The sequence below is a fragment of the Kineococcus sp. NBC_00420 genome (assembly GCF_036021035.1).
Taxonomy (GTDB): domain Bacteria; phylum Actinomycetota; class Actinomycetes; order Actinomycetales; family Kineococcaceae; genus Kineococcus.
The window spans coordinates 2,143,223-2,162,903 of record NZ_CP107930.1 but is presented as its reverse complement, the minus strand read 5'-3'; the positions used below and the strand labels follow the sequence as shown (position 1 = coordinate 2,162,903).

The 19,681-nt window shown below is 71.8% G+C and carries 17 protein-coding genes; 12 read left to right on the top strand and 5 right to left on the bottom strand.

The window, feature by feature from the left end; translation table 11 throughout:
• Nucleotides 1–12 precede the first annotated feature (12 nt).
• Both OG218_RS10550 and cls read left to right on the top strand, forming a co-directional pair.
• Nucleotides 13–609: a TetR/AcrR family transcriptional regulator gene (locus tag OG218_RS10550; protein WP_328293174.1), complete on the top strand. Its 597-nt coding sequence runs from the start codon at nucleotides 13–15 to the stop codon at nucleotides 607–609.
• The gene (cls, locus tag OG218_RS10545; protein WP_328293173.1) at nucleotides 606–2,057 is read left to right on the top strand and encodes a cardiolipin synthase; all 1,452 of its coding nucleotides are present in this window, start codon (nucleotides 606–608) and stop codon (nucleotides 2,055–2,057) included. Before OG218_RS10550 ends, cls begins: the two co-directional genes overlap by 4 nt.
• A gap of 92 nt (nucleotides 2,058–2,149) precedes the next feature.
• Here the strand turns inward: cls and aroC are convergent, their stop codons facing one another.
• From aroC to OG218_RS10530, 3 genes are all read right to left on the bottom strand, one after another.
• Nucleotides 2,150–3,385 carry a chorismate synthase gene (gene aroC, locus OG218_RS10540; RefSeq protein ID WP_328293172.1) on the bottom strand — a complete coding sequence of 412 codons (1,236 nt, stop codon included), beginning with the start codon at nucleotides 3,383–3,385 and terminating at the stop codon, nucleotides 2,150–2,152.
• 85 nt (nucleotides 3,386–3,470) lie between these two features.
• The gene (locus tag OG218_RS10535) at nucleotides 3,471–3,947 is read right to left on the bottom strand and encodes an Lrp/AsnC family transcriptional regulator (protein WP_328293171.1); all 477 of its coding nucleotides are present in this window, start codon (nucleotides 3,945–3,947) and stop codon (nucleotides 3,471–3,473) included.
• Between the two features lie 93 nt (nucleotides 3,948–4,040).
• Complete coding sequence (locus tag OG218_RS10530) at nucleotides 4,041–4,712, bottom strand: GntR family transcriptional regulator (protein WP_328293170.1); 672 nt, start codon at nucleotides 4,710–4,712, stop codon at nucleotides 4,041–4,043.
• Between the two features lie 154 nt (nucleotides 4,713–4,866).
• Between OG218_RS10530 and OG218_RS10525 the strand changes: the two genes are divergently transcribed.
• From OG218_RS10525 to purU, 7 genes are all read left to right on the top strand, one after another.
• On the top strand, nucleotides 4,867–5,607 hold the full coding sequence (locus OG218_RS10525; RefSeq protein WP_380162366.1) for an IclR family transcriptional regulator: 741 nt from the start codon (nucleotides 4,867–4,869) through the stop codon (nucleotides 5,605–5,607).
• Nucleotides 5,608–5,702: 95 nt separating this feature from the next.
• Entirely contained in the window at nucleotides 5,703–6,983 is a 1,281-nt protein-coding gene (locus OG218_RS10520; RefSeq protein ID WP_328293168.1) for a sarcosine oxidase subunit beta family protein, read from the top strand.
• An 11-nt stretch (nucleotides 6,984–6,994) separates the two neighbouring features.
• Nucleotides 6,995–7,264: a sarcosine oxidase subunit delta gene (locus OG218_RS10515; protein WP_328293167.1), complete on the top strand. Its 270-nt coding sequence runs from the start codon at nucleotides 6,995–6,997 to the stop codon at nucleotides 7,262–7,264.
• 8 nt (nucleotides 7,265–7,272) lie between these two features.
• Nucleotides 7,273–10,119, top strand: a complete 2,847-nt coding sequence (locus OG218_RS10510) for a glycine cleavage T C-terminal barrel domain-containing protein (protein ID WP_442906486.1) — start codon at nucleotides 7,273–7,275, stop codon at nucleotides 10,117–10,119.
• Nucleotides 10,109–10,696, top strand: coding sequence for a sarcosine oxidase subunit gamma (locus tag OG218_RS10505; protein ID WP_328293165.1), 588 nt, complete (start codon nucleotides 10,109–10,111; stop codon nucleotides 10,694–10,696). The genes OG218_RS10510 and OG218_RS10505 overlap by 11 nt, the downstream gene beginning before the upstream one ends.
• Nucleotides 10,697–10,698: 2 nt before the next feature.
• The gene (locus OG218_RS10500) at nucleotides 10,699–13,155 is read left to right on the top strand and encodes a GcvT family protein (protein WP_328293164.1); all 2,457 of its coding nucleotides are present in this window, start codon (nucleotides 10,699–10,701) and stop codon (nucleotides 13,153–13,155) included.
• Nucleotides 13,152–13,994, top strand: coding sequence for a formyltetrahydrofolate deformylase (gene purU / locus OG218_RS10495; protein WP_328293163.1), 843 nt, complete (start codon nucleotides 13,152–13,154; stop codon nucleotides 13,992–13,994). The genes OG218_RS10500 and purU overlap by 4 nt, the downstream gene beginning before the upstream one ends.
• Nucleotides 13,995–14,000: 6 nt before the next feature.
• Here the strand turns inward: purU and OG218_RS10490 are convergent, their stop codons facing one another.
• A complete protein-coding gene (locus OG218_RS10490) occupies nucleotides 14,001–14,339 on the bottom strand; it encodes a bifunctional 3-phenylpropionate/cinnamic acid dioxygenase ferredoxin subunit (RefSeq protein WP_328293162.1) in 339 nt (112 codons plus the stop codon).
• 81 nt (nucleotides 14,340–14,420) lie between these two features.
• Between OG218_RS10490 and OG218_RS10485 the strand changes: the two genes are divergently transcribed.
• From OG218_RS10485 to OG218_RS10475, 3 genes are read left to right on the top strand one after another with little or no spacing between them, the layout of a single operon-like run.
• Nucleotides 14,421–15,893 (top strand): aldehyde dehydrogenase family protein, encoded by a 1,473-nt coding sequence (locus tag OG218_RS10485; protein ID WP_328293161.1) that lies wholly within the window; start codon nucleotides 14,421–14,423, stop codon nucleotides 15,891–15,893.
• A gap of 22 nt (nucleotides 15,894–15,915) precedes the next feature.
• Complete coding sequence (locus OG218_RS10480; RefSeq protein WP_328293160.1) at nucleotides 15,916–17,493, top strand: APC family permease; 1,578 nt, start codon at nucleotides 15,916–15,918, stop codon at nucleotides 17,491–17,493.
• Nucleotides 17,490–19,082 carry a GMC family oxidoreductase gene (locus tag OG218_RS10475; RefSeq protein ID WP_328293159.1) on the top strand — a complete coding sequence of 531 codons (1,593 nt, stop codon included), beginning with the start codon at nucleotides 17,490–17,492 and terminating at the stop codon, nucleotides 19,080–19,082. Before OG218_RS10480 ends, OG218_RS10475 begins: the two co-directional genes overlap by 4 nt.
• On the opposite strand, the gene OG218_RS10470 is transcribed toward OG218_RS10475, so the two are convergent.
• On the bottom strand, nucleotides 19,066–19,569 hold the full coding sequence (locus OG218_RS10470) for an SRPBCC family protein (RefSeq protein ID WP_328293158.1): 504 nt from the start codon (nucleotides 19,567–19,569) through the stop codon (nucleotides 19,066–19,068). The genes OG218_RS10475 and OG218_RS10470 overlap by 17 nt on opposite strands.
• Nucleotides 19,570–19,681: the final 112 nt, after the last annotated feature.

The window sequence follows — 19,681 nt, the reverse complement described above, 5'->3', positions numbered from 1 at the left end:
GGCGGGAGATCGATGACGGCGACGGTCGGCGACGGACGTCCGCCGGGGCCCGGTCGGACCCGCCTGCACGAGGCGGCGCTGCGGTTGTTCGCGGAGCACGGCATCAGCGGCACGTCGTTGCAGATGATCGCCGACGAGATGGGCGTCACCAAGGCCGCGGTGTACCACCACTACAAGACCAAGGACGAACTCGTCGTCGGGGTGGTCGCGCCCTTCCTCGACCGCGTGCTCGAGATCGTCGAGGCGGCCCGGGCCCGGCGGGGTCGTCGGGCGCAGGTCGAGACCGCCCTCACGGGTCTCGTGGACCTCATCGTCGAGGTCCGCCGGATCTACGTCGTCGCGGCGGTCGACCCGGTGTTCGCGCACCTGCAGGAGCACCACCCGCGCATGCGCGAGATCGGTGAGGAACTGCGCGAACTGCTCGCCGGCCCGGACGCCGACGACGAGCGGCGGGTGGCGACGGTGTTCTTCCTGACCGGGATGGTCGGCCCGCTGGGCGACGAGACGTGCCGGGACATCCCGGACGACGCCCTGCGCGGGATGCTGATGGACATCGGTCGACGCTTCCTGCTGCCGCGCAGGGCCTCCCGGGTGGTGAGGTGCCGGTGAGCCTGATCGCGATCCTCAGCGAGGCCCTCGTGGTCCTCGATTACGTGGTGAAGGTGGTGGCGGTCGGAACCGTTCCCGAGAACCGAAAACCCGGTTCCTCCTCGGCCTGGCTGCTGCTCATCCTCTTCCTGCCGATCGTCGGACTGCCGCTGTTCCTGCTGCTGGGCAGCCCCTACGTCACGGGCCGCCGGCACCGGCTGCAGCAGCAGGTGAACCAGGTCATCGCCGAACGCGTCGAGAACCTCCCCTCGCTGCCGCCGGGTCTGGTGGCCGACGCGCACCTCGCCTCGCTGCTCGGGCTGAACCGCCGGCTCACCTCGCTGCCCTGCGTCTCCGGCGACCACCGGCGGCTGCTGCCGGACGGGGAGTTCGTCGGTGCGCTCGCGGCGGCCGTCGCGACCGCCGAGCGCAGCGTGCACGTCGAGTTCTACATCGCGGCCCTCGACGCCACGACGGAACCCTTCTTCGACGCCCTGCGCGACGCCGTCGCGCGCGGGGTGACGGTGCGTTTCCTCTACGACCACCTCGGGTCGCGCAAGTACCCCGGTCACACCCGCATGAACGAGCGGCTCACCGCCGACGGGGTCGAGTGGCACCGCATGATGCCGATCGACCCGTTGCGCGGCCGGTGGCGTCGCCCGGACCTGCGCAACCACCGCAAGCTCGTCGTGGTCGACGGCCGGACGGGTTTCGTCGGTTCCCAGAACCTCATCGACCCGGGCTACCTCGTCCGCAAGAACGTCCGCGCCGGGCGACGCTGGGTCGACCTGAACGTGGAACTCACGGGGTTCGTCGTCCAGTCGCTGGAGTCGGTGTTCGCGACGGACTGGCTCGCCGAGACGGGGGAGACGCTGGTGCAGGCGGACGCCGTGGGGCCGGAACCGTCCGGCGGCTCCACGGGTGCCTTCCAGGTCGTCCCCTCGGGTCCGGGGTTCCCGACGGAACCGAACCTGCGGATGTTCTCCGCGCTGATCCACGCCGCGACCCGTTCGGTCTCCGTCGTCAGCCCCTACTTCATCCCCGATGACGGTCTGGAGCAGGCCATCACGACCGCGGCCTACCGGGGCGTCGACGTCGAGCTCTTCGTGTCCGAGAAGGCGGACCAGTTCATGGTCCACCACGCGCAGCGGTCGTACTACACGACCCTGCTCGACGCCGGGGTCCGGATCCACATGCTGCCGTTCCCCGCCGTCCTGCACAGCAAGGTGCTGGTCGTGGACGGCGAACGGGCCGTCATCGGGTCCAGCAACATGGACATGCGCTCGTTCAGCCTCGACTACGAGGTGTCGCTGCTCGGCCTGGAACCCGCGTTCGTCGGGGAACTCACCGCGAAGGTCTCGGAGTACCGCGAACGGTCCCGGGAACTCACGCCGGCGGAGTGGTCGCAGCGACCCCTCCGCCAGCGCTACCTCGACAACGTCATGCGCCTCACCGCCGCGTTGCAGTGAGAGCCCGGCCCGCCCGTCCCCGGCCACTCCTGGGAAGGTTTCCACCCTTCACGACGTGAGGTGGGGTGGAAACCTTCCCAGGAGTCGGTCGATCAGGCGCCGGCGACGTGGATCTTCAGGCCGTCGAGGTAGGACGCGACGTTCGCGCGCACCTGCTCGACGTTGTCGCCGCCGAACTTCTCCAGCACCGCGTCGGCGAGCACGAGCGCCACCATGGCCTCGGCGACGACACCCGCCGCGGGGACCGCGCAGACGTCGGAACGCTGCGCGATCGCCTGCGCCGCACCGCCGGAGGAGGTGTCGACGGTGTCCAGGGCGCGCGGGACGGTCGAGATGGGTTTCATCGCGGCGCGGACCCGGAGGACCTCGCCGTTGGTCATCCCGCCCTCGATGCCGCCGGCCCGGTCGGTGCGGCGGCGGACGGTCATGCCCTCTGCGCCGTCCCCGCCGTCGGTGCGCTCGATCTCGTCGTGCGCCGCGGAACCGCGGCGGCGGGCGGTCTCGAAACCGTCGCCGACCTCGACGCCCTTGATGGCCTGGATGCCCATGAGCACCGCGGCGAGACGCGCGTCGAGCTTGCGGTCCCAGTGCACGTAGGACCCGAGGCCCGGCGGTAGGTCGTGCACCACGACCTCGACGACCCCGCCGAGGGTGTCGCCCTCGGTGTGGGCCAGGTCGATCTCGGCAACCATCGCCGCGCTGGTCGCGGGGTCCACGCAGCGGACCGGGTCCGCGTCGATGACGTCCCGCTGCCCGCGGGCGGGGACGACGCCGGCCGGGGCGGCCACGGTGCCCAGCGACACCACGTGCGAGACGACCTCGGCCCCGACGGTCTGGGCCAGGAAGGCGCGGGCGACCTCGCCGAGCGCGACGCGGGTCGCGGTCTCGCGGGCCGAGGCGCGTTCCAGCACCGGCCGGGCGTCGTCGAAGCCGTACTTCTGCATGCCGGTGAGGTCGGCGTGACCCGGGCGCGGCCGGGTCAGGGGGGCGGAACGGCCCCGGGCCGGCAGCCGGCCCGGCTCGTCGTAGCGGCGGCCCTCGGCGTCGACCGGGTCCGCGGCCATGACCTCCGACCAGCGCGGCCACTCGGTGTTGCCGATGCGCAGCGCGATCGGACCGCCCTGGGTGACCCCGTGGCGGATGCCGCCGATGACCTCGAGCTCGTCCTGCTCGAAGCCCATCCGGGCACCGCGGCCGTGGCCGAGGCGGCGACGGGCGAGCGCCGTGCGGATCTGGGCGCTGTCGACCTCCACCCCCGCGGGGAGGCCTTCGAGGATCCCCGCGAGCGCGGGTCCGTGGGATTCACCTGAGGTCAGCCAGCGCAGCACGCGCCTGATTCTGCCGCACCGGGGGGCCCCGACCTCGCCGCGAGGGGGGTCGGGGGGCCCGGGAACGGCCGGGTGGCGCCGCCGATCAGTCGGCGAGATCGCTCAGCAGCGGGTCGATCCGGTAGGGCACGAGTTCGCGCATGGCCAGGGAGGTCCGGGTCCGGACGACCCCGGGGATGGACAGCAGCCCCTGTCCCACCCGGTAGAGGTCGTCGGCGTCGCGGGCCACGACCCGGCACATGAGGTCACCGTCACCGGTGATGCCGTGCACCTCGAGGACCTCGGGGGTGTCCTTGAGCCGGCGCAGGGTGTCGTCCTGCTGCCCCTGGTGGATCTCGATCATGACGAACGCGGAGACCGAGAACCCCAGCGCGGCGGGGGCGAGCCGCCGGGAGAAGCGGTGCAGGACACCGTCGGCCTCGAGGCGTTCGAGGTGCGCCTGGACCGTGCCCCGGGCCAGACCCAGCTGGCGCGAGAGGCCCAGCACGGTCGCGCGGGGATCCTCGTCCAGGGCGAGGAGGATCCGGGCATCGATGGTGTCGAGACGGCGCACGGGTGACATCTTGGCGCATGGGAGGCCGTGCTCGACGAGCAATGTGCCCACTCGATCGTGTCTCCGGTGCGTTTTGTGGTCGGAGCGGGTGGTGCGCGGCGTTCAGAGGACGCCGCGCACGGTCTCCTCGAAGCCCGTGACGTGCTCGTGGGCCAGTCGCGCCGCCTCGTCGGCGTCGCCCGCGACGATCGCCTCCAGCAGGGCCACGTGCTCACCGACGTGTCCGGCGAAGGTCGGGAGCCGGTCCAGGACGAGGCACCAGATCCGCGTCGCGAGGTTGTCGTGGCGGACGAGGACGTCCGCGAGGTAGGCGTTCCCGCAGTGCCGGTAGATGCTGCGGTGGACCTCGACGTCGTGACGCATGAGCTCGCGCTGGGTCAGCGTCCCGCCGTCGACCTCGGCGTGCAGGCCGGCGACGGTGCGGGCGAGTTCGCGCAGCTCCGAGCGCGCGGCCGCACCCGCCCGCCGGGCCGCACCGGCGGCGGCCAGGGGTTCCAGGGCGCGGCGGATCTCGGAGATCTGGCCCAGGTCCGTCATGTCCACGGTGGTCGCGAACGTGCCCCGGCGGGGGTAGGCGACGACGAGGCGGTCGGCCTCGAGGCGTTTGAACGCCTCGCGCACCGGTGTCCGTCCGACGCCGAACTCCTTGGCGAGGGCGTCGTCGTGGAGTGGCTCACCGGGTCTGATGTCGAGGACGAGCAGACGGTCGCGCAACCGCTCGTAGGCCTGGTCGGCCAGCGACGGGGCCGGCTCCAGCGAGGTCTCCGCACTCACGGCAGCATCCTAGGCGGCTGCCCGTGGACTGGTACGTCAGTCCGCCGGCAGCGCGGTCCGCTCGGGCGGTGGCCCGGCGACCCGTTTGAGACCATGTCGGCGTGAGGACCACGTGAAGGACATCTCCGGTGGCGACGCACCGCGCACCTCGCCGGTGCAGTCCGTCGACCGGGCCGTCACGATCCTCGAGGTCCTCGCCGAGCTCGGGGAGTCCGGGGTCACCGAGATCTCCCAGCGCCTCGACGTCCACAAGTCGACGGCGTTCCGGCTGGTGACCGCGCTGGAGGGCCGCGGGCTGGTCGAGCAGGTCGGGGACCGCGGCAAGTACCGGCTCGGGATGGCCGTCGTCCGCCTCGCCGGTGCCGTCGCCGACCAGCTGGACGTCACGCGCCGGGCCCGTCCGGCGTGTGAGGAACTGGCCGCCGCCACCGGGGAGACCGTGAACGTCGCCGTCGCCGACGGGGACGCGGCGATCAACGTCGACCAGGTCCGGGGCGCGTCCTCCGTGGTGACCCACAACTGGGTGGGGGAACGCACGCCGTTGCACGCGACGTCGAGCGGGAAGGTCCTGATGGCGTTCTGCCCGCCGGTCCGCTCGGCCGGTCTGTCCGGCCGGTTGCGCCGCTTCACCGACGCCACCCTCGTCCGTCGCCGTGACCTCGAGGAGGTCCTCGACAAGATCGCCGTCGACGGGTACGCGACGACGCTGGAGGAGCTCGAGGTCGGGCTCCACGCCGTGGCCGCGCCGGTGCACGGCCCCGACGGGACGGTCGTCGCGGCCATCAGCGTCTCCGGTCCGGCCTACCGCCTCACCACGGAACGGCTGCTCGAGGTCGTCCCCGCCGTCGTGGAGGCGGCCGCCAGGGCGTCGCACGCCCTCGGTGGGCGTCCGTGAGGGCTGCACTCGTCCCTTGACGTCGCTCACGGCTCACCCCTAGGCTCGTCGACGACTGATATACCAGTCGTCGAGACCCCGACGGAGACGAGCCGATGACCACAGTGGACGCCTTCTCGCGCGACCCGGGTGACGCCGTTCCCCACCCCCCGCGCACCCCGGGGGCGGACCTGCCGGAGCACCCGGACTTCCTGTGGCGCAACCCCGAGCCGAAGACGTCCTACGACGTGGTGATCGTCGGCGGTGGTGGGCACGGGCTGGCGACGGCGCACTACCTGGCCAAGAACCACGGGATCACCAACGTCGCGGTGCTCGAGAAGGGCTGGCTGGCGGGCGGGAACATGGCCCGCAACACCACGCTGATCCGCTCGAACTACCTGTGGGACGAGTCGGCGGGGATCTACGAGCACTCGCTCAAGCTGTGGGAGGGCCTCGAGGAGGACCTCGGCTACCCCATCCTCTTCAGCCAGCGCGGGGTGCTGAACCTGGCACACACGCTGCAGGACGTGCGGGACTCGGTGCGCCGGGTCGAGGCGAACAAGCTCCAGGGCGTGGACGCGGAGTGGCTGGACGCGGACGAGGTCCGCAAGGTCTGCCCGATCGTGAACACCTCCCAGGACATCCGCTACCCGGTGCTCGGGGCGACCTACCAGCCGCGGGCGGGGATCGCGAAGCACGACTACGTGGCGTGGGGTCTGGCGCGACGGGCGGACGAGGCCGGGATCGACATCATCCAGAACTGCGAGGTGACGGGTTTCCGCACCGACGGCGACCGGGTCACGGGCGTGCGCACCACGCGCGGCGACATCGCGTGCGGCAAGGTCGCGCTGACGGCGGCGGGGAACACGTCGGTGCTGACGGACCTGCTGGGTTTCCGGGTGCCGATCCAGTCGCACCCGTTGCAGGCGCTGGTGTCGGAACTGCTGGAGCCGGTGCACCCGACGATCGTCATGTCCAACGCCGTGCACGTGTACGTCTCCCAGGCCCACAAGGGCGAACTGGTGATGGGAGCCGGGGTGGACTCCTACAACGGCTACGGGCAGCGGGGCGCGTTCCACATCATCGAGCGCCAGATGGCGGCGGCCGTGGAGTTGTTCCCGGTCTTCGCCCGCGCCCACCTGCTGCGGACGTGGGGCGGGATCGTGGACGTGACCCCCGACGCGTCGCCCATCGTGGGCAAGACCCCGTTCGAGAACGTCTACCTGAACTGCGGCTGGGGGACGGGTGGTTTCAAGGCGACGCCGGGGGTGGGTTCGGTGTTCGCGCACACGGTCGCGCACGACGAGCCGCACCCGTTGAACGCGGCGTTCTCGCTGGACCGCTTCGTGTCCGGTCGCCTGGTCGACGAGCACGGCGCTGCCGCCGTGGCGCACTGAGGGAGGTCGTCGTGCAACTCATCGAGTGCCCGTGGTGCGGGCCGCGCGAAGAGGTGGAGTTCCACTACGGGGGCCAGGCGCACGTCGCCTACCCCGAGGTCCCCGCCGAGACGAGCGACGAGGCGTGGGCGGAGTACCTGTTCTTCCGCGACAACACGAAGGGGTCGTTCGCGGAACGGTGGTCGCACAGCGCGGGGTGCCGGCGCTGGTTCAACGCCGTCCGGGACACCACCACCTACCAGTTCACGACGGTCTACCGCGTCGGGGAGAGGGCCTCGTGAACACCACCATCACCCAACCGTTCCGCATCCCGACCGGGGGCCGCGTCGACCGTGACCGGACGCTCGAGTTCACCTTCGCCGGCCAGACCCTGACGGGGCACCCCGGCGACACCCTGGCCTCGGCGCTGCTCGCGCACGGCATCCACCAGACCGGCACGAGCATCCGCCTCGGCCGCCCCCGGGGGATCGGCGCGGCCTGGGCCGAGGACCCGGGCAGCCTCGTCCAGGTCGAGGAACCCTTCCCCGAGCCGATGCTGCTGGCCAGCACCCTGGAACTCTTCGACGGGCTGGTGGCCCGGGGCATCCCCGGCCAGGGCAAGCTCGCCGAGGTCCCCGACTCCGCCCACTACGACCGTTCGCACCTGCACGTCGACGTCCTCGTCGTCGGGGCGGGGCCGGCCGGTCTCGTCGCCGCCCTGACCGCGGCCCGCACCGGCGCCCGCGTCGCGATCGTCGACGAGCAGTCCGAGGCGGGTGGCGCGTTGCTCGGCGGTACCGACGTCCTCGACGGTGCCCCGGCGGCGGAGTGGGTCGCGGCGGTCGTCGCCGAACTCGCGGGGTTCGCCGACGTCACCCACCTGCAGCGGACGACGGCGTTCGGCGTCTACGACGACGGTTTCGTCCTCGCCGTCGAGCGCCGCACCGACCACCTCGGCGCGTCCGCCCCCCGGAACCTGTCGCGGCAACGGGTCTGGCGCATCCGGGCCGAACACGTCGTCGTCGCCACCGGCGCGCACGAACGCCCCGTCGTGTTCGCCGACAACGACCGACCGGGCACGATGCTCGCCGGGTCCGCCCGGACCTACCTGCACCGCTACGGCGTCCTCGCCGGGAGCCGGGGCGTCGTGTTCACCACCAACGACAGCGCCTACGCCGCCGCGTTCGACCTCGCCGCCGCCGGGGTTCCCGCGACCGTCGTCGACGTGCGGGCGACGGTGTCCGAGCACCTGCTCCGCACCGCCGCGGCGCTCGGGGTCGAGGTCCTCCCGGACTCCGTCGTGCACGGGACCACCGGGGTGCAGCGCGTCACCGGGGCGTCGGTCTCGGGTGCGGCGGGCGAGCGGGAACTCGCCTGCGACCTGCTGCTGGTCAGCGGCGGCTGGAACCCCGCGGTCCACCTCTTCAGCCAGGCCCGCGGCCGGTTGCACTTCGACCCCGTGCTGGGGGCGTTCCTGCCCGCCGACGAGGTCCGCGGCATGACCGTCGCCGGGGCCGCGAACGGCACCCTCGACCTCGCCGGAACCCTGGCCCGGGGTCGGGACGCCGCGGTGACCGTGCTGACGAACCTCGGTCTCGACCTGGCGTCCCCGCCGGCGTTGCCCGAGGTCGCCCCCGAACCCCTCCCGGCCGACCCGGCGCTGCTCTGGCGGGTCGAGGGTCCGCCCGAGCGGCAGTTCGTCGACGTGCAGCGCGACGCCACCGTCGCCGACGTCCACCGGGCCGTCGGCGCCGGGATGCGCTCGCCCGAGCACGTGAAGCGCTACACCACGATCGGTACCGCGCACGACCAGGGAAAGACCTCGGGAATCCTCACCTCCGGCATCCTCTCGGAACTACTGGGAGCCGGTCCGGACGCCGTCGGCACCACGACGTTCCGCCCGCCCTACACGCCGGTCGGCTTCGCGACCCTGGCCGGACGGGAACGCGGCCGGTTGTTCGACCCCGAACGCACCGGCGCCGTCCACGCGTGGCACGTCGCCGCCGGTGCGGTGTTCGAGGACGTCGGGCAGTGGAAGCGACCGCGCTACTACCCCCGCCCGGGGGAGGACGTGGAGACGGCCGTCCTGCGCGAGTGCGCCGCCGTCCGGACCTCGGTGGGCATCCTCGACGGTTCCACGCTCGGCAAGATCGACGTCTCGGGTGCCGACGCGGGCGAGTTCCTGGACCTGCTCTACACCAACCTCATGAGCTCGCTGAAGGTCGGCCGCGCCCGCTACGGCGTCATGTGCGGCCCCGACGGCATGGTCCTCGACGACGGCACCGTCCTGCGGCTGGCCGACGACCGCTTCCTCGTCTACACGACCACGGGCGGGGCCGCGAAGGTCCTGGACTGGATGGAGGAGTGGCTGCAGACCGAGTGGCCGCACCTGCGGGTGCACCTCACCTCAGTGACGGAACAGTTCTCGACCTTCCCCGTCGTCGGACCGCGCTCGCGCGACGTGATCGCCGCCGTGTTCGGGATCGACGCCTCCGCCGAGGCCTTCGGGTTCATGACCTGGATCGACGTCGAGTTCGAGGGTGTCCCGGTCCGGCTCTCGCGCATCAGCTTCTCGGGGGAACTGGCCTGGGAGGTCAACGTCGCGGGCTGGTACGCGGCCCCGGTCTGGGAACGTCTCGTCGCGGCCGGCCGGGAGTTCGGCATCACCCCCTACGGCACCGAGACGATGCACGTCCTGCGGGCCGAGAAGGGGTACCCCATCATCGGTCAGGACACCGACGGCACGGTGACCCCGCACGACCTCGGCCTCGGGTGGGCCGTGTCGAAGAAGAAGGTCGATTTCCTCGGCAAGCGGTCCTTCAGCCGGGCGGAGAACCTGGACCCGCTGCGCAAGCAGCTGGTGGGTCTGCTGCCCGAGGACGCCGAGACGGTGCTGCCGGAGGGTTCCCAGATCGTCGAGCTCGTCCCCGGTGGTGTGCTCGGGGAACTGCCCGCACCGCCGGTCCCGATGCTCGGGCACGTGACGTCCAGCTACCGCAGCGCGTTCCTCGGCCGGCCGTTCGCGCTGGCCCTGGTCAAGGGCGGGCACGCGCGGACCGGTGAACGCCTCAGCGTCCCGGTGAACGGTTCGCTGGTGACCGTCGAAGTCACCTCCGCCGTCCTCGTCGACCCCGAAGGAGCCCGTCGTGACGGTTGAGACCCTCCCGCGCAGCCACGCCCTGTCCGCCCGCGCCGACCTGACGGAACGCACCGGCGGTCTCGTCACCGTCGAGGAGTTCCAGACGGGGGTGTCGCTGCGGGTCCCGCCGGGGCCCGGGGCCGCTGTCGTCGCCGGGATCCTCGGCGCGGACCTCCCGGTGAAGAACAACACCTGGACGTGCACCGAGAGGGGACGCGCCGTGTGGCTCGGCCCCGACGAGTGGCTGGTCACGGAACCCGCGGTGTCCGCCCGCGGCGGCCTCGACCTGGAGACGACCCTGCGCACCGCGGTGACCCCGTTCGGGGGGACGGCCGTCGACGTCTCCGCCCAGCGGGTCGGTCTGCGGCTCGCCGGTCCGCACGCCCGGGCGGTGCTGGCCAAGGGCTGCTCGATCGACGTCCACCCCCGCAGCTTCGCCCCGAACGCCTGCGCCCAGACGACGCTGGGTCAGGCCGGCGTGGTCCTGCTCTCGCTGGGCAGCACCGGCGACGCGTTCACCCTCCTCGTCCGGTCGTCGTTCGCGGGGTACCTCGCCGACTGGCTGGTCGACGCCACCCTCGAGTTCAGGAGCTGACCGTGACCGATCCCCGAGTGGTGATCATCGGCGCCGGCATCGTCGGCGCCAACCTCGCCGACGAACTCGCCCTGCGCGGCTGGACCGACGTCACGGTCCTCGACCAGGGACCGCTCCCGCTGACCGGGGGTTCCACCTCGCACGCGCCGGGCCTGGTGTTCCAGGCGAACGCCTCGCGCACCATGACCGAACTCGCCCGCTACACCCGGGACAAGTTCTCCGGCCTCGACGTCGACGGCGCCTGGTGCTTCAACCCCGTCGGCGGTCTCGAGGTCGCCACGACGCCGGAACGCCTCGCCGAGATCGAGCGCCGGCTCGGGTGGTTGCAGGGCAGCGGCGTGGGGGCGGAGGTCCTCTCTCCCGCCGAGTGCGTCGCGAAGCACCCGCTGCTCGACCGCGAACAGGTCCTCGGCGGGTTGTACGTGCCGACCGACGGTCTGGCCAAGGCTCCGCGGGCGGTGACGGCGCTGATCCGGCGGGCGTCGGCGGCCGGCGTGGAGTTCCGCGGAGGAGTGCGCGTCCTCGGCGTCGAGCAGTCCGGTGGCCGGGTCACCGGCGTCACCACCACCGACGGCCTGGTCCCCGCCGACGTCGTCGTGTCCGCCGCCGGGTTCTGGGGACCGGCGATCGGCGCGATGGTCGGGATGCGCGTCCCGCTGCTGCCGCTGGCCCACCAGTACGCCAGGACCGGTCAGGTCGAGGAACTCGTCGGGCGCAACTCCGAGCTGCAGGAGGCCGGGTTGCCCATCCTGCGCCACCAGGACAGGGACCTCTACTACCGCGAGCACGGCGACCGCGTCGGCATCGGCTCCTACGCGCACCGGCCGATGCCCGTCTCGCTCACCGACCTCGACGAGGACGGCGAGGTCACCGCCACGTCCATGCCGTCGATGCAGCCGTTCACCGAGGAGGACTTCGCGCCCTCCTGGGAGGACACCCTGACGCTGCTCCCCGCGCTGGCCCGGACCAAGGTCGAGGAGGGGTTCAACGGGATCTTCTCCTTCACCCCCGACGGCGGCTCGCTGGTCGGGGAGTCCCGCGAGGTCGCGGGGTTCTTCGTCGCCGAGGCCGTCTGGGTCACGCACTCCGCCGGGGTCGCGCGGGCCGTGGCCGAACTCCTCGTCGACGGCCGGAGTTCGGTCGACCTGCACGCCCTCGACGTCCACCGGTTCGAGGACGTCCAGCTCGACCCCGGCTACGTCAGCGAGACCGCGCAGCAGAACTTCGTCGAGGTCTACGACATCCTGCACCCGTTGCAGCCCCGGCAGTCCCCGCGCGACCTGCGGGTCTCGCCCTTCCACGCGCGCGAGCAGGCTCTGGGCGCGTTCTTCCTCGAGGCGGGCGGGTGGGAACGCCCGCACTGGTACGAGGCGAACGCTTCGCTGCTGGAGCAATTGCCGGCGGAGTGGGTCCCGCCGGTCCGGGAACCCTGGGCCGCGCAGTTCCACTCACCCATCGCGGCCGTGGAGGCGTGGAAGACCCGCACCGCCGTCGCGATGTACGACATGACCCCGCTCAAGCGGGTCGTCGTGTCCGGCCCCGGCGCGGTGGAGTTCCTCGAACGGCTGACGACGTCGAAGATGGACAAGTCGATCGGGTCCGTCACCTACACGTTGTTCCTCGACCCCGCCGGCGGCGTGCGCAGCGACGTGACGGTCGCCCGGCTCGGTGCGGAGGAGTTCCAGATCGGCATCAACTCCGGGGCCGACGTCGCCCACCTCGAACGGGAGGCCCCTGCGGGCGTCTCGGTGCGGGACACCACCGGGGGCACCTGCTGCATCGGGTTGTGGGGCCCGCTGGCCCGCGACGTCATCGAGCGGGTCTCCGCCGACGACTTCTCCAACGACGCGCTGAAGTACTTCCGGGCAAAGGCGGCGACCGTCGGCGGGGTTCCGGTCACCGCGATGCGGCTGTCCTACGTCGGCGAGCTGGGCTGGGAGATCTACACCAGCGCCGAGCACGGCGCCCGGTTGTGGGACGCGCTGTGGAGCGCCGGTCAGGACTCCGGGATCGTCGCCGCCGGGCGGGCCGCCTTCAACAGCCTCCGGCTCGAGAAGGGCTACCGGTCGTGGGGGACCGACATGACCACTGAGCACAACCCCTACGAGGCCGGGGTGGGTTTCGCCGTCCGGTCCCCGCTGGACAGCTTCACCGGGGGCCCCGCGCTCGCCGGGGTGTCCGCGGACACGGTGCAGCGCAGGCTGACCTGCCTCACCGTCGACGACGGTTCATCCGTCGTGCTGGGGGGTGAGCCCGTGTCGGTGGGTGGCGCCGTCGCCGGCTACGTCACCAGCGCCGCGTTCGGCCACACCGTCGGGCGGCCGATCGCCTACGCCTGGTTGCCCGCGTCCCTGCAGGTCGGTGACGGCGTCGAGATCTCGTACTTCGGACGGCCGGTCGCGGCGAGCGTCGCGGCCGAACCCCTCGTCGACCCCGGGATGGAGAAGATCCGCGGATGAACGTCCCCCGCACCCTGACGTTGAGTTGTCCCCAGCGTCCGGGCATCGTGCACGCCGTCAGCTCGTTCCTGTTCTCGCACGGCTGCGACATCGTCGAGCACCAGCAGTTCGACGACCGGACCAGCGGGAAGCTCTACTCGCGGACGGCGTTCTCGGGGGAGACGTGCATCAGCGACCTGGAGGCCGAGTTCGCGCCGGTGGCGGCGGAGTACGGGATGGAGTTCTCCCTCGCCGGGGAACGTCCCACCCGCATCCTGGTGATGGTCTCCAAGATGGGGCACTGCCTCAACGACCTCGTCTTCCGCTGGCGTTCGGGCAGCCTCGGCGGCGAGATCGTCGCCGTCGTGTCCAACCACGAGGACCTGCGGCCGATGGCCGAGGCCGCGGGTCTGCCCTTCCACCACGTCCCGGTCACCGCGGCGACGAAACCCCGGGCCGAGGCGCGGCTGCTGGAACTCGTCGAGGAGCACGAGGCCGACCTCGTCGTCCTGGCCCGCTACATGCAGGTCCTCTCCGACGACGCGTGCCGGTCCCTGCACGGGCGGGCCATCAACATCCACCACTCGTTCCTGCCGGGTTTCAAGGGCGCCAAGCCCTACCACCAGGCCTTCGACCGCGGGGTGAAGCTCGTCGGGGCCACGGCCCACTACGTGACCCCCGACCTCGACGAGGGTCCGATCATCGAGCAGGAGGTCATCCGCATCGACCACACCCACGACCCGGTCGCCCTGGCCACGGTGGGCCGGGACGCCGAGGCGCTGGCGCTGTCCCGCGCGGTGAAGTGGCACTGCCAGCAGCGCGTCCTGCTCAACGGCCACTCCACCGTCGTCTTCCGCTAGACCCCGTCAGTTCGGACGCGGCGTCCCGACCTCGACGACGACCTCCCCGTCGACGACCTCGACGAGGTGCGTCCGCACCGGGGTGAGGGCGGGTGGGCTCCACGGCACCCCGGTGCGCAGGTCGAAGGCCGAGGCGTGCCGGGGGCACTCCACCGCGCAGTCCTCGACCCAGCCCTCGGCCAGGGATTCGTCGGCGTGGGTGCAGGTGTCGTCGATGGCGAAGAGTTCGCCGTCGACGTTGAAGACCGAGACGGGCGCGGTGAGTTCGGGGCGGTCGAGCCGCACCACCTCACCGGGGGGCAGGGCGGCCAACGGGCAGGCCACCACCCGGGTTCCAGCAGACATCTGGTGTTCCTCCTTGCACGCGATCACTTCCAGCTGGGATGGTCCCACCCGGACGACCACCCCACACCTGAGGAGGACCCAGTGCCTGAACTCTTCGTCGCCGGTGAGTGGCGCTCGGCCCTGGCCGGGGAGACGCGCGAGGTCGTCAACCCCTACGACGGCCGGACCTTCACCGTGGTGGACGAAGCCGGCGCTGCCGACGCGGAGGCCGCCGTCCTCGCCGCCCGGGCCGCCTTCGACGAGGGCACCTGGCCCTCGACGCCCGTCGCCGAGCGCGCGGCCCTGCTGGAGCGCACCGCGGACCTGCTGCAGCGCGACCGCGAGGAGATCGCCCACACCGAGACCCTGGACACCGGCAAGACGCTGGCCGAGGCCCGCATCGACGTCGACGACGTCACGGCGGTGTTCCGGTACTACGCCCGGGAAGCCCTCGTCGAGGTCGACCGCACGGTCGACACGGGCCGCGACGACGTCCTCAGCCGGGTCGTGCACCACCCCGTCGGCGTCTGCAGCCTCATCGCGCCCTGGAACTACCCGCTGCTGCAGATGTCGTGGAAGGTCGCCCCGGCGCTCGTGGCGGGCAACACGGTGGTCCTCAAACCCAGCGAGGTCACCCCGCTGAGCACGGTCCACCTGGTGAAGCTGCTCGCCGAGGCGGGGGTTCCCGACGGGGTCGTGAACCTGGTCCTGGGCGGCGGCGCGGCCGTGGGGCCCACGCTGACCAGCCACCCCGCCGTCGACCTCGTCTCCTTCACCGGTGGGCTCGCGACCGGTCGCGGGATCCTCAAGGCCGCCGCCGACACCGTGAAGCGGGTGACCGTCGAACTCGGCGGCAAGAACCCGAACATCGTCTTCGCCGACGTCGACCTCGAGGTCGCCGTCGACACCGTCCTGACGGGGGTGTTCCTGCACTCCGGGCAGGTCTGCTCCTCGGGGACCAGGCTGATCGTCGAGGAGTCGATCGCCGACGACCTCGTCGCGGGGGTGGTCGAACGGGCCCGGCGCATCCGCTTCGGCAGCGGCCTGGTCGACGGGGTCGAGAGCGGACCGCTGGTCTCGGCCCAGCACCGCGAGAAGGTGGAGGCCTACGTCGCGCTGGGCCTGGAGGAGGGCGCGGCGCTCCTGACCGGTGGCCGGCGCCCCGACGACCCGGACCTGCAGCGGGGGTTCTTCTACGAACCGACCGTGTTCGACGGGTGCGACCGCTCGATGCGGATCGTGCAGGAGGAGACGTTCGGTCCGATCCTCACCGTCGAGAGGTTCCGCACCGAGGCCGAGGCGGTCGCGCTGGGCAACGACACCACCTACGGTCTCGCCGGCGCGGTGCAGACCCTCGACGCCGACCGCGGTGACCGGGTGGCGGCCGCCCTCAAGCACGGCACCGTCTGGATCAACGACTTCGGTCCCTACGTCCCGCAGGCCGAGTGGGGCGGCCAGCGCATGTCCGGCAACGGCCGGGAGCTCGGGCCGTCCGGCCTGGCGGAGTACCGCGAGAGCAAGCACGTGTGGCGCAACACGCGACCCGCAGCCCCGGGTTGGTTCACGGCTTCCTGACCTTCGAGCACACGGAGACACGATGACGACGAGTGGGGCAACCAGCAGCACGACGGATTCGCACGGTCTCGACGAGTACGGGTACAAACCCGGGCTCGAACGCAGCATCGGTTCCTTCGCCAGCTTCGCCGCGGGCGTCAGCTACATCTCGATCCTCACGGGCACGTTCCAGCTCTTCTACTTCGGGTTCGGCACCGCCGGGCCGAGGTACCTGTGGTCCTGGCCCATCGTCTTCGTCGGTCAGCTCATGGTGGCGCTGTGCTTCGCCGAGCTCTCCAGCCGCTACAGCGTCGCGGGTTCGCTGTACAACTGGACGAAGCGCCTCGCGTCGCCGACCGTCGCCTGGGCCGCGGGCTGGACGATGCTCGTCGCCTCGATCGTGACCCTCGCCGCCGTCGTCCTCGCGGTGCAGCTGACGCTGCCGCAGCTGTGGTCGGGCTTCCAGTTCTTCGGTGACGGTTCGGACCCGACGGACTACGCGCTGAACGCCGTCGTCCTCGGGGGGATCGTCGTCGTGTTCACGACGATGGTCAACGCCTTCGGCGTCAAGCTGATGTCGCGCATCAACTCGACCGGGGTGTTCCTCGAACTCATCGCGGCCGTCGTCATCATCGTCCTGCTGGCCGTCCACGTGACCCGCGGTCCCGGCGTCGTGCTGGAGACCCGCGGCGTCGGGGTCGACCACAGCGGCGGCTACTTCGGCGCGTTCCTGGTGGCGGCGCTGGCGTCGGGGTACGTCATGTACGGGTTCGACACCGCCAGTTCGCTGGGCGAGGAGACCAAGGACCCGCGGCGCACCGCTCCCAAGGCCGTGCTGCGCGCGGTGGTCGCCTCGTTCGTGCTCGGCGGGCTGATCCTGCTGCTGGGGCTCATGGCCGTCCCCGACGTCGACGACCCGGAACTCGCGTCCGCGACGGGCGGGTTGCAGCACCTGGTGCTGGCGACCGTGGGGTCCGGTTTCGGCAAGCCGTTCCTGGTCTGCGTCGTCATCGCCGTCCTGGTCTGCTCCCTCGCCGTGCACACCGCCACCATCCGGATGATGTTCGCGATGGCCCGCGACAACAACCTGCCGGCGGGGGAGAAGCTCGCCCGGATCAGCCCGCGGTACAAGACCCCCGTCGTGCCGGCCGTCGTCGTCGGTGTCATCGCCATCGTGATCCTCGTCGTGAACGTCGGCCAGCCGCAGATCTTCCTGGTCCTCACCAGCCTCGCGGTCGGCATGATCTACCTGGCCTACCTGCTGGTGACGATCCCGTTGCTGGTCGCGCGGTTGCAGGGCCGCTGGCCCGTGCCCATGCCGGACGGGTCGAGGGCCCCGTTCTCGCTGGGGAGGTGGGGCCTGCCGGTCAACATCGTCGCCGTCCTCTGGGGCCTGGGCATGATGGTCAACCTGCTCTGGCCGCGCGGGGAGGTCTACAACCCCGCGGCACCGTTCCACTGGTACCTCAAGTGGGGCGCGCTGCTGTTCATCGCCGTCGTCCTGGGCGGCGGTGTCCTCTACTACCGGTTGCGGCTGCGCCACCACTCCGGGGTCCTCCCCAGCCACGCGAGCGAGGTCGCCCTCCCGGGGGAGCCCGCGACGAAGGAAGGGATGCAGTGAGCGAGTTCAGCGACCTGGGCGAGTTCGACTACGTCGTCGCCGGTGGGGGGACGGCCGGGTGCGTCGTCGCGGCCCGGCTCTCCGAGGACCCCGACGTCACCGTCTGCGTCCTCGAGGCCGGACCGAGCGACGTGGACGACCCCAACATCCTCGTGCTGGCGGACTGGATGCACCTGCTGGACTCCGGCTACGACTGGGACTACCCCGTCGAACCGCAGGAGAACGGCAACAGCTTCCTGCGCCACGCCCGGGCGAAGGTCCTCGGGGGATGCTCCTCGCACAACTCCTGCATCGCCTTCCACCCCCCGGCGGAGGGTCTGGACGCCTGGGCGGCCCTGGGCTGCACCGGGTGGGGGGCCGCCGACGTCCTGCCGCTGGTCCGCCGGCTGGAGAACAACGCCGCCGCCGCGCCGCACCACGGCACCGACGGTCCCGTCCGGCTCCGCGACGTCCCACCGCTCGACCCGTGCGGCGTCGCCCTGCTCGAGGCCGCCGCCGCGGCGGGGTTGCCGACGGTGCGGTTCAACCGGGGCGAGACCGTGCGCCAGGGGGCGGGCTGGTTCCAGATCAACTCCGGGGAGGACGGCTCGCGCATGTCCTCCTCGCACGCCTACCTGCACCCGGTCATGGCGTCGCGGCCCAACCTCACCGTGAAGACCGGGTACTGGGTCGAGAAGGTCGTCGTCGAGCCCGGCGAGGACGGGGCCCTGCGGGCGAGCGGGGTGCAGTTCCTCGCCCCCGACCTCGTCCACCACGGCACGGTCACGGCGCGGCGCGAGGTCGTGCTCTCGGCGGGGTCGATCGACACCCCGAAACTGCTCATGCTCTCCGGCGTCGGGCCCGCGGCCCAGTTGAAGGAGTTCGGTCTCGACGTCCTCGTCGACTCCCCGGGGGTGGGGGAGAACCTCGACGACCACGTCGAGGGTCTGGTCTTCTGGGACGCGCTGCAGCCCATGGTGACGAGTTCGTCGCAGTGGTGGGAGATCGGGCTCTTCGCGACGACCGGGCTCGCCGACCCGGCGGCCGGGGTCCCGGACCTGATGATGCACTACGGCTCGGTGCCCTTCGACATGAACACCGTGCGGTGGGGCTACCCCACGACGGACAACGGGTTCTGCCTCACCCCGAACGTCACCCAGGGCCGGTCCCGGGGGACGGTGCGGTTGCGTTCGCGCGACTTCCGGGACCGGGCCAGGGTCGACCCCCGGTACTTCACCGATCCCGAGGGGCACGACCTCGCCGTCATGACCGCCGGGATCCGGCTGGCCCGGAAGATCGTCGAGCAGGCCGAGATGGCCGGGTGGGCCGGAGCGGAACTCGCCCCGGGCCGGGACGTGGTGACCGACGACGAGATCGCCGACTACGTGAAGAAGACCCACAACACCGTCTACCACCCCAGCGCGAGCGCGAAGATGGGTCCGGACTCCGACCCGATGGCGGTCTGCGACCCGCAACTGCGGGTGCGCGGGGTGCGGGGCCTGCGGATCGCCGACGGGTCGATCATGCCGTTCCTGCCGGCCGTCAACCCGAACATCACGACGATGGCCATCGGCGAGAAGTGCGCCGACCTGCTCAGGGCCGCCCGCTGACCTCCTGCGTCTCCACCGCGGCGGCGAGACGCTCGAGGGTGCGGCGCAGCGCGTCCTCGGGGATCCGCGGGAAGGTGATCCGGGCCAGCAGGGCCGGATCGGTGACCCGCGACCAGTCGTAGGTGTGCGTCACCCGGACCCGGCCGGGGCCGAGGGGTTCCAGGGCCCAGCTCCACCACAACCCGGTCGGGTGCTTCCCGGGGCGGGCGGTCTCCCAGGTCAGCAACGCGTCCGGGACGAACTCGACGACGAGGTTCTCGGTCTCGTAGTCCGACACCTCGGGGTGCCCGAGGGCGGTCTGGTCCATGGACATCACGAACACCTGACCGGTACCGGTGAGCACGGAGGTGCCCGCCGCCGCCCGCACGGTGTCCGAGCCGTCGATCTCGGGGTGGCGGCGCGGGTCGGCGAGCAGGGCGAACACCGTCCGCGCGTCCGCGGCGACCTCACGGGTGACGACCGTCTGCTGCGCTGCGTTCTCCGTCATGCCGTGACGGTAGTGGACGTGCGTCCCGTGTTTCGGGGGTGTTGGATCGATGTTCCGTTCTCGTGAACCTGTTGCTCATCGCGCAACAGCGGTCCTAGGCTGCGAAGGCTCC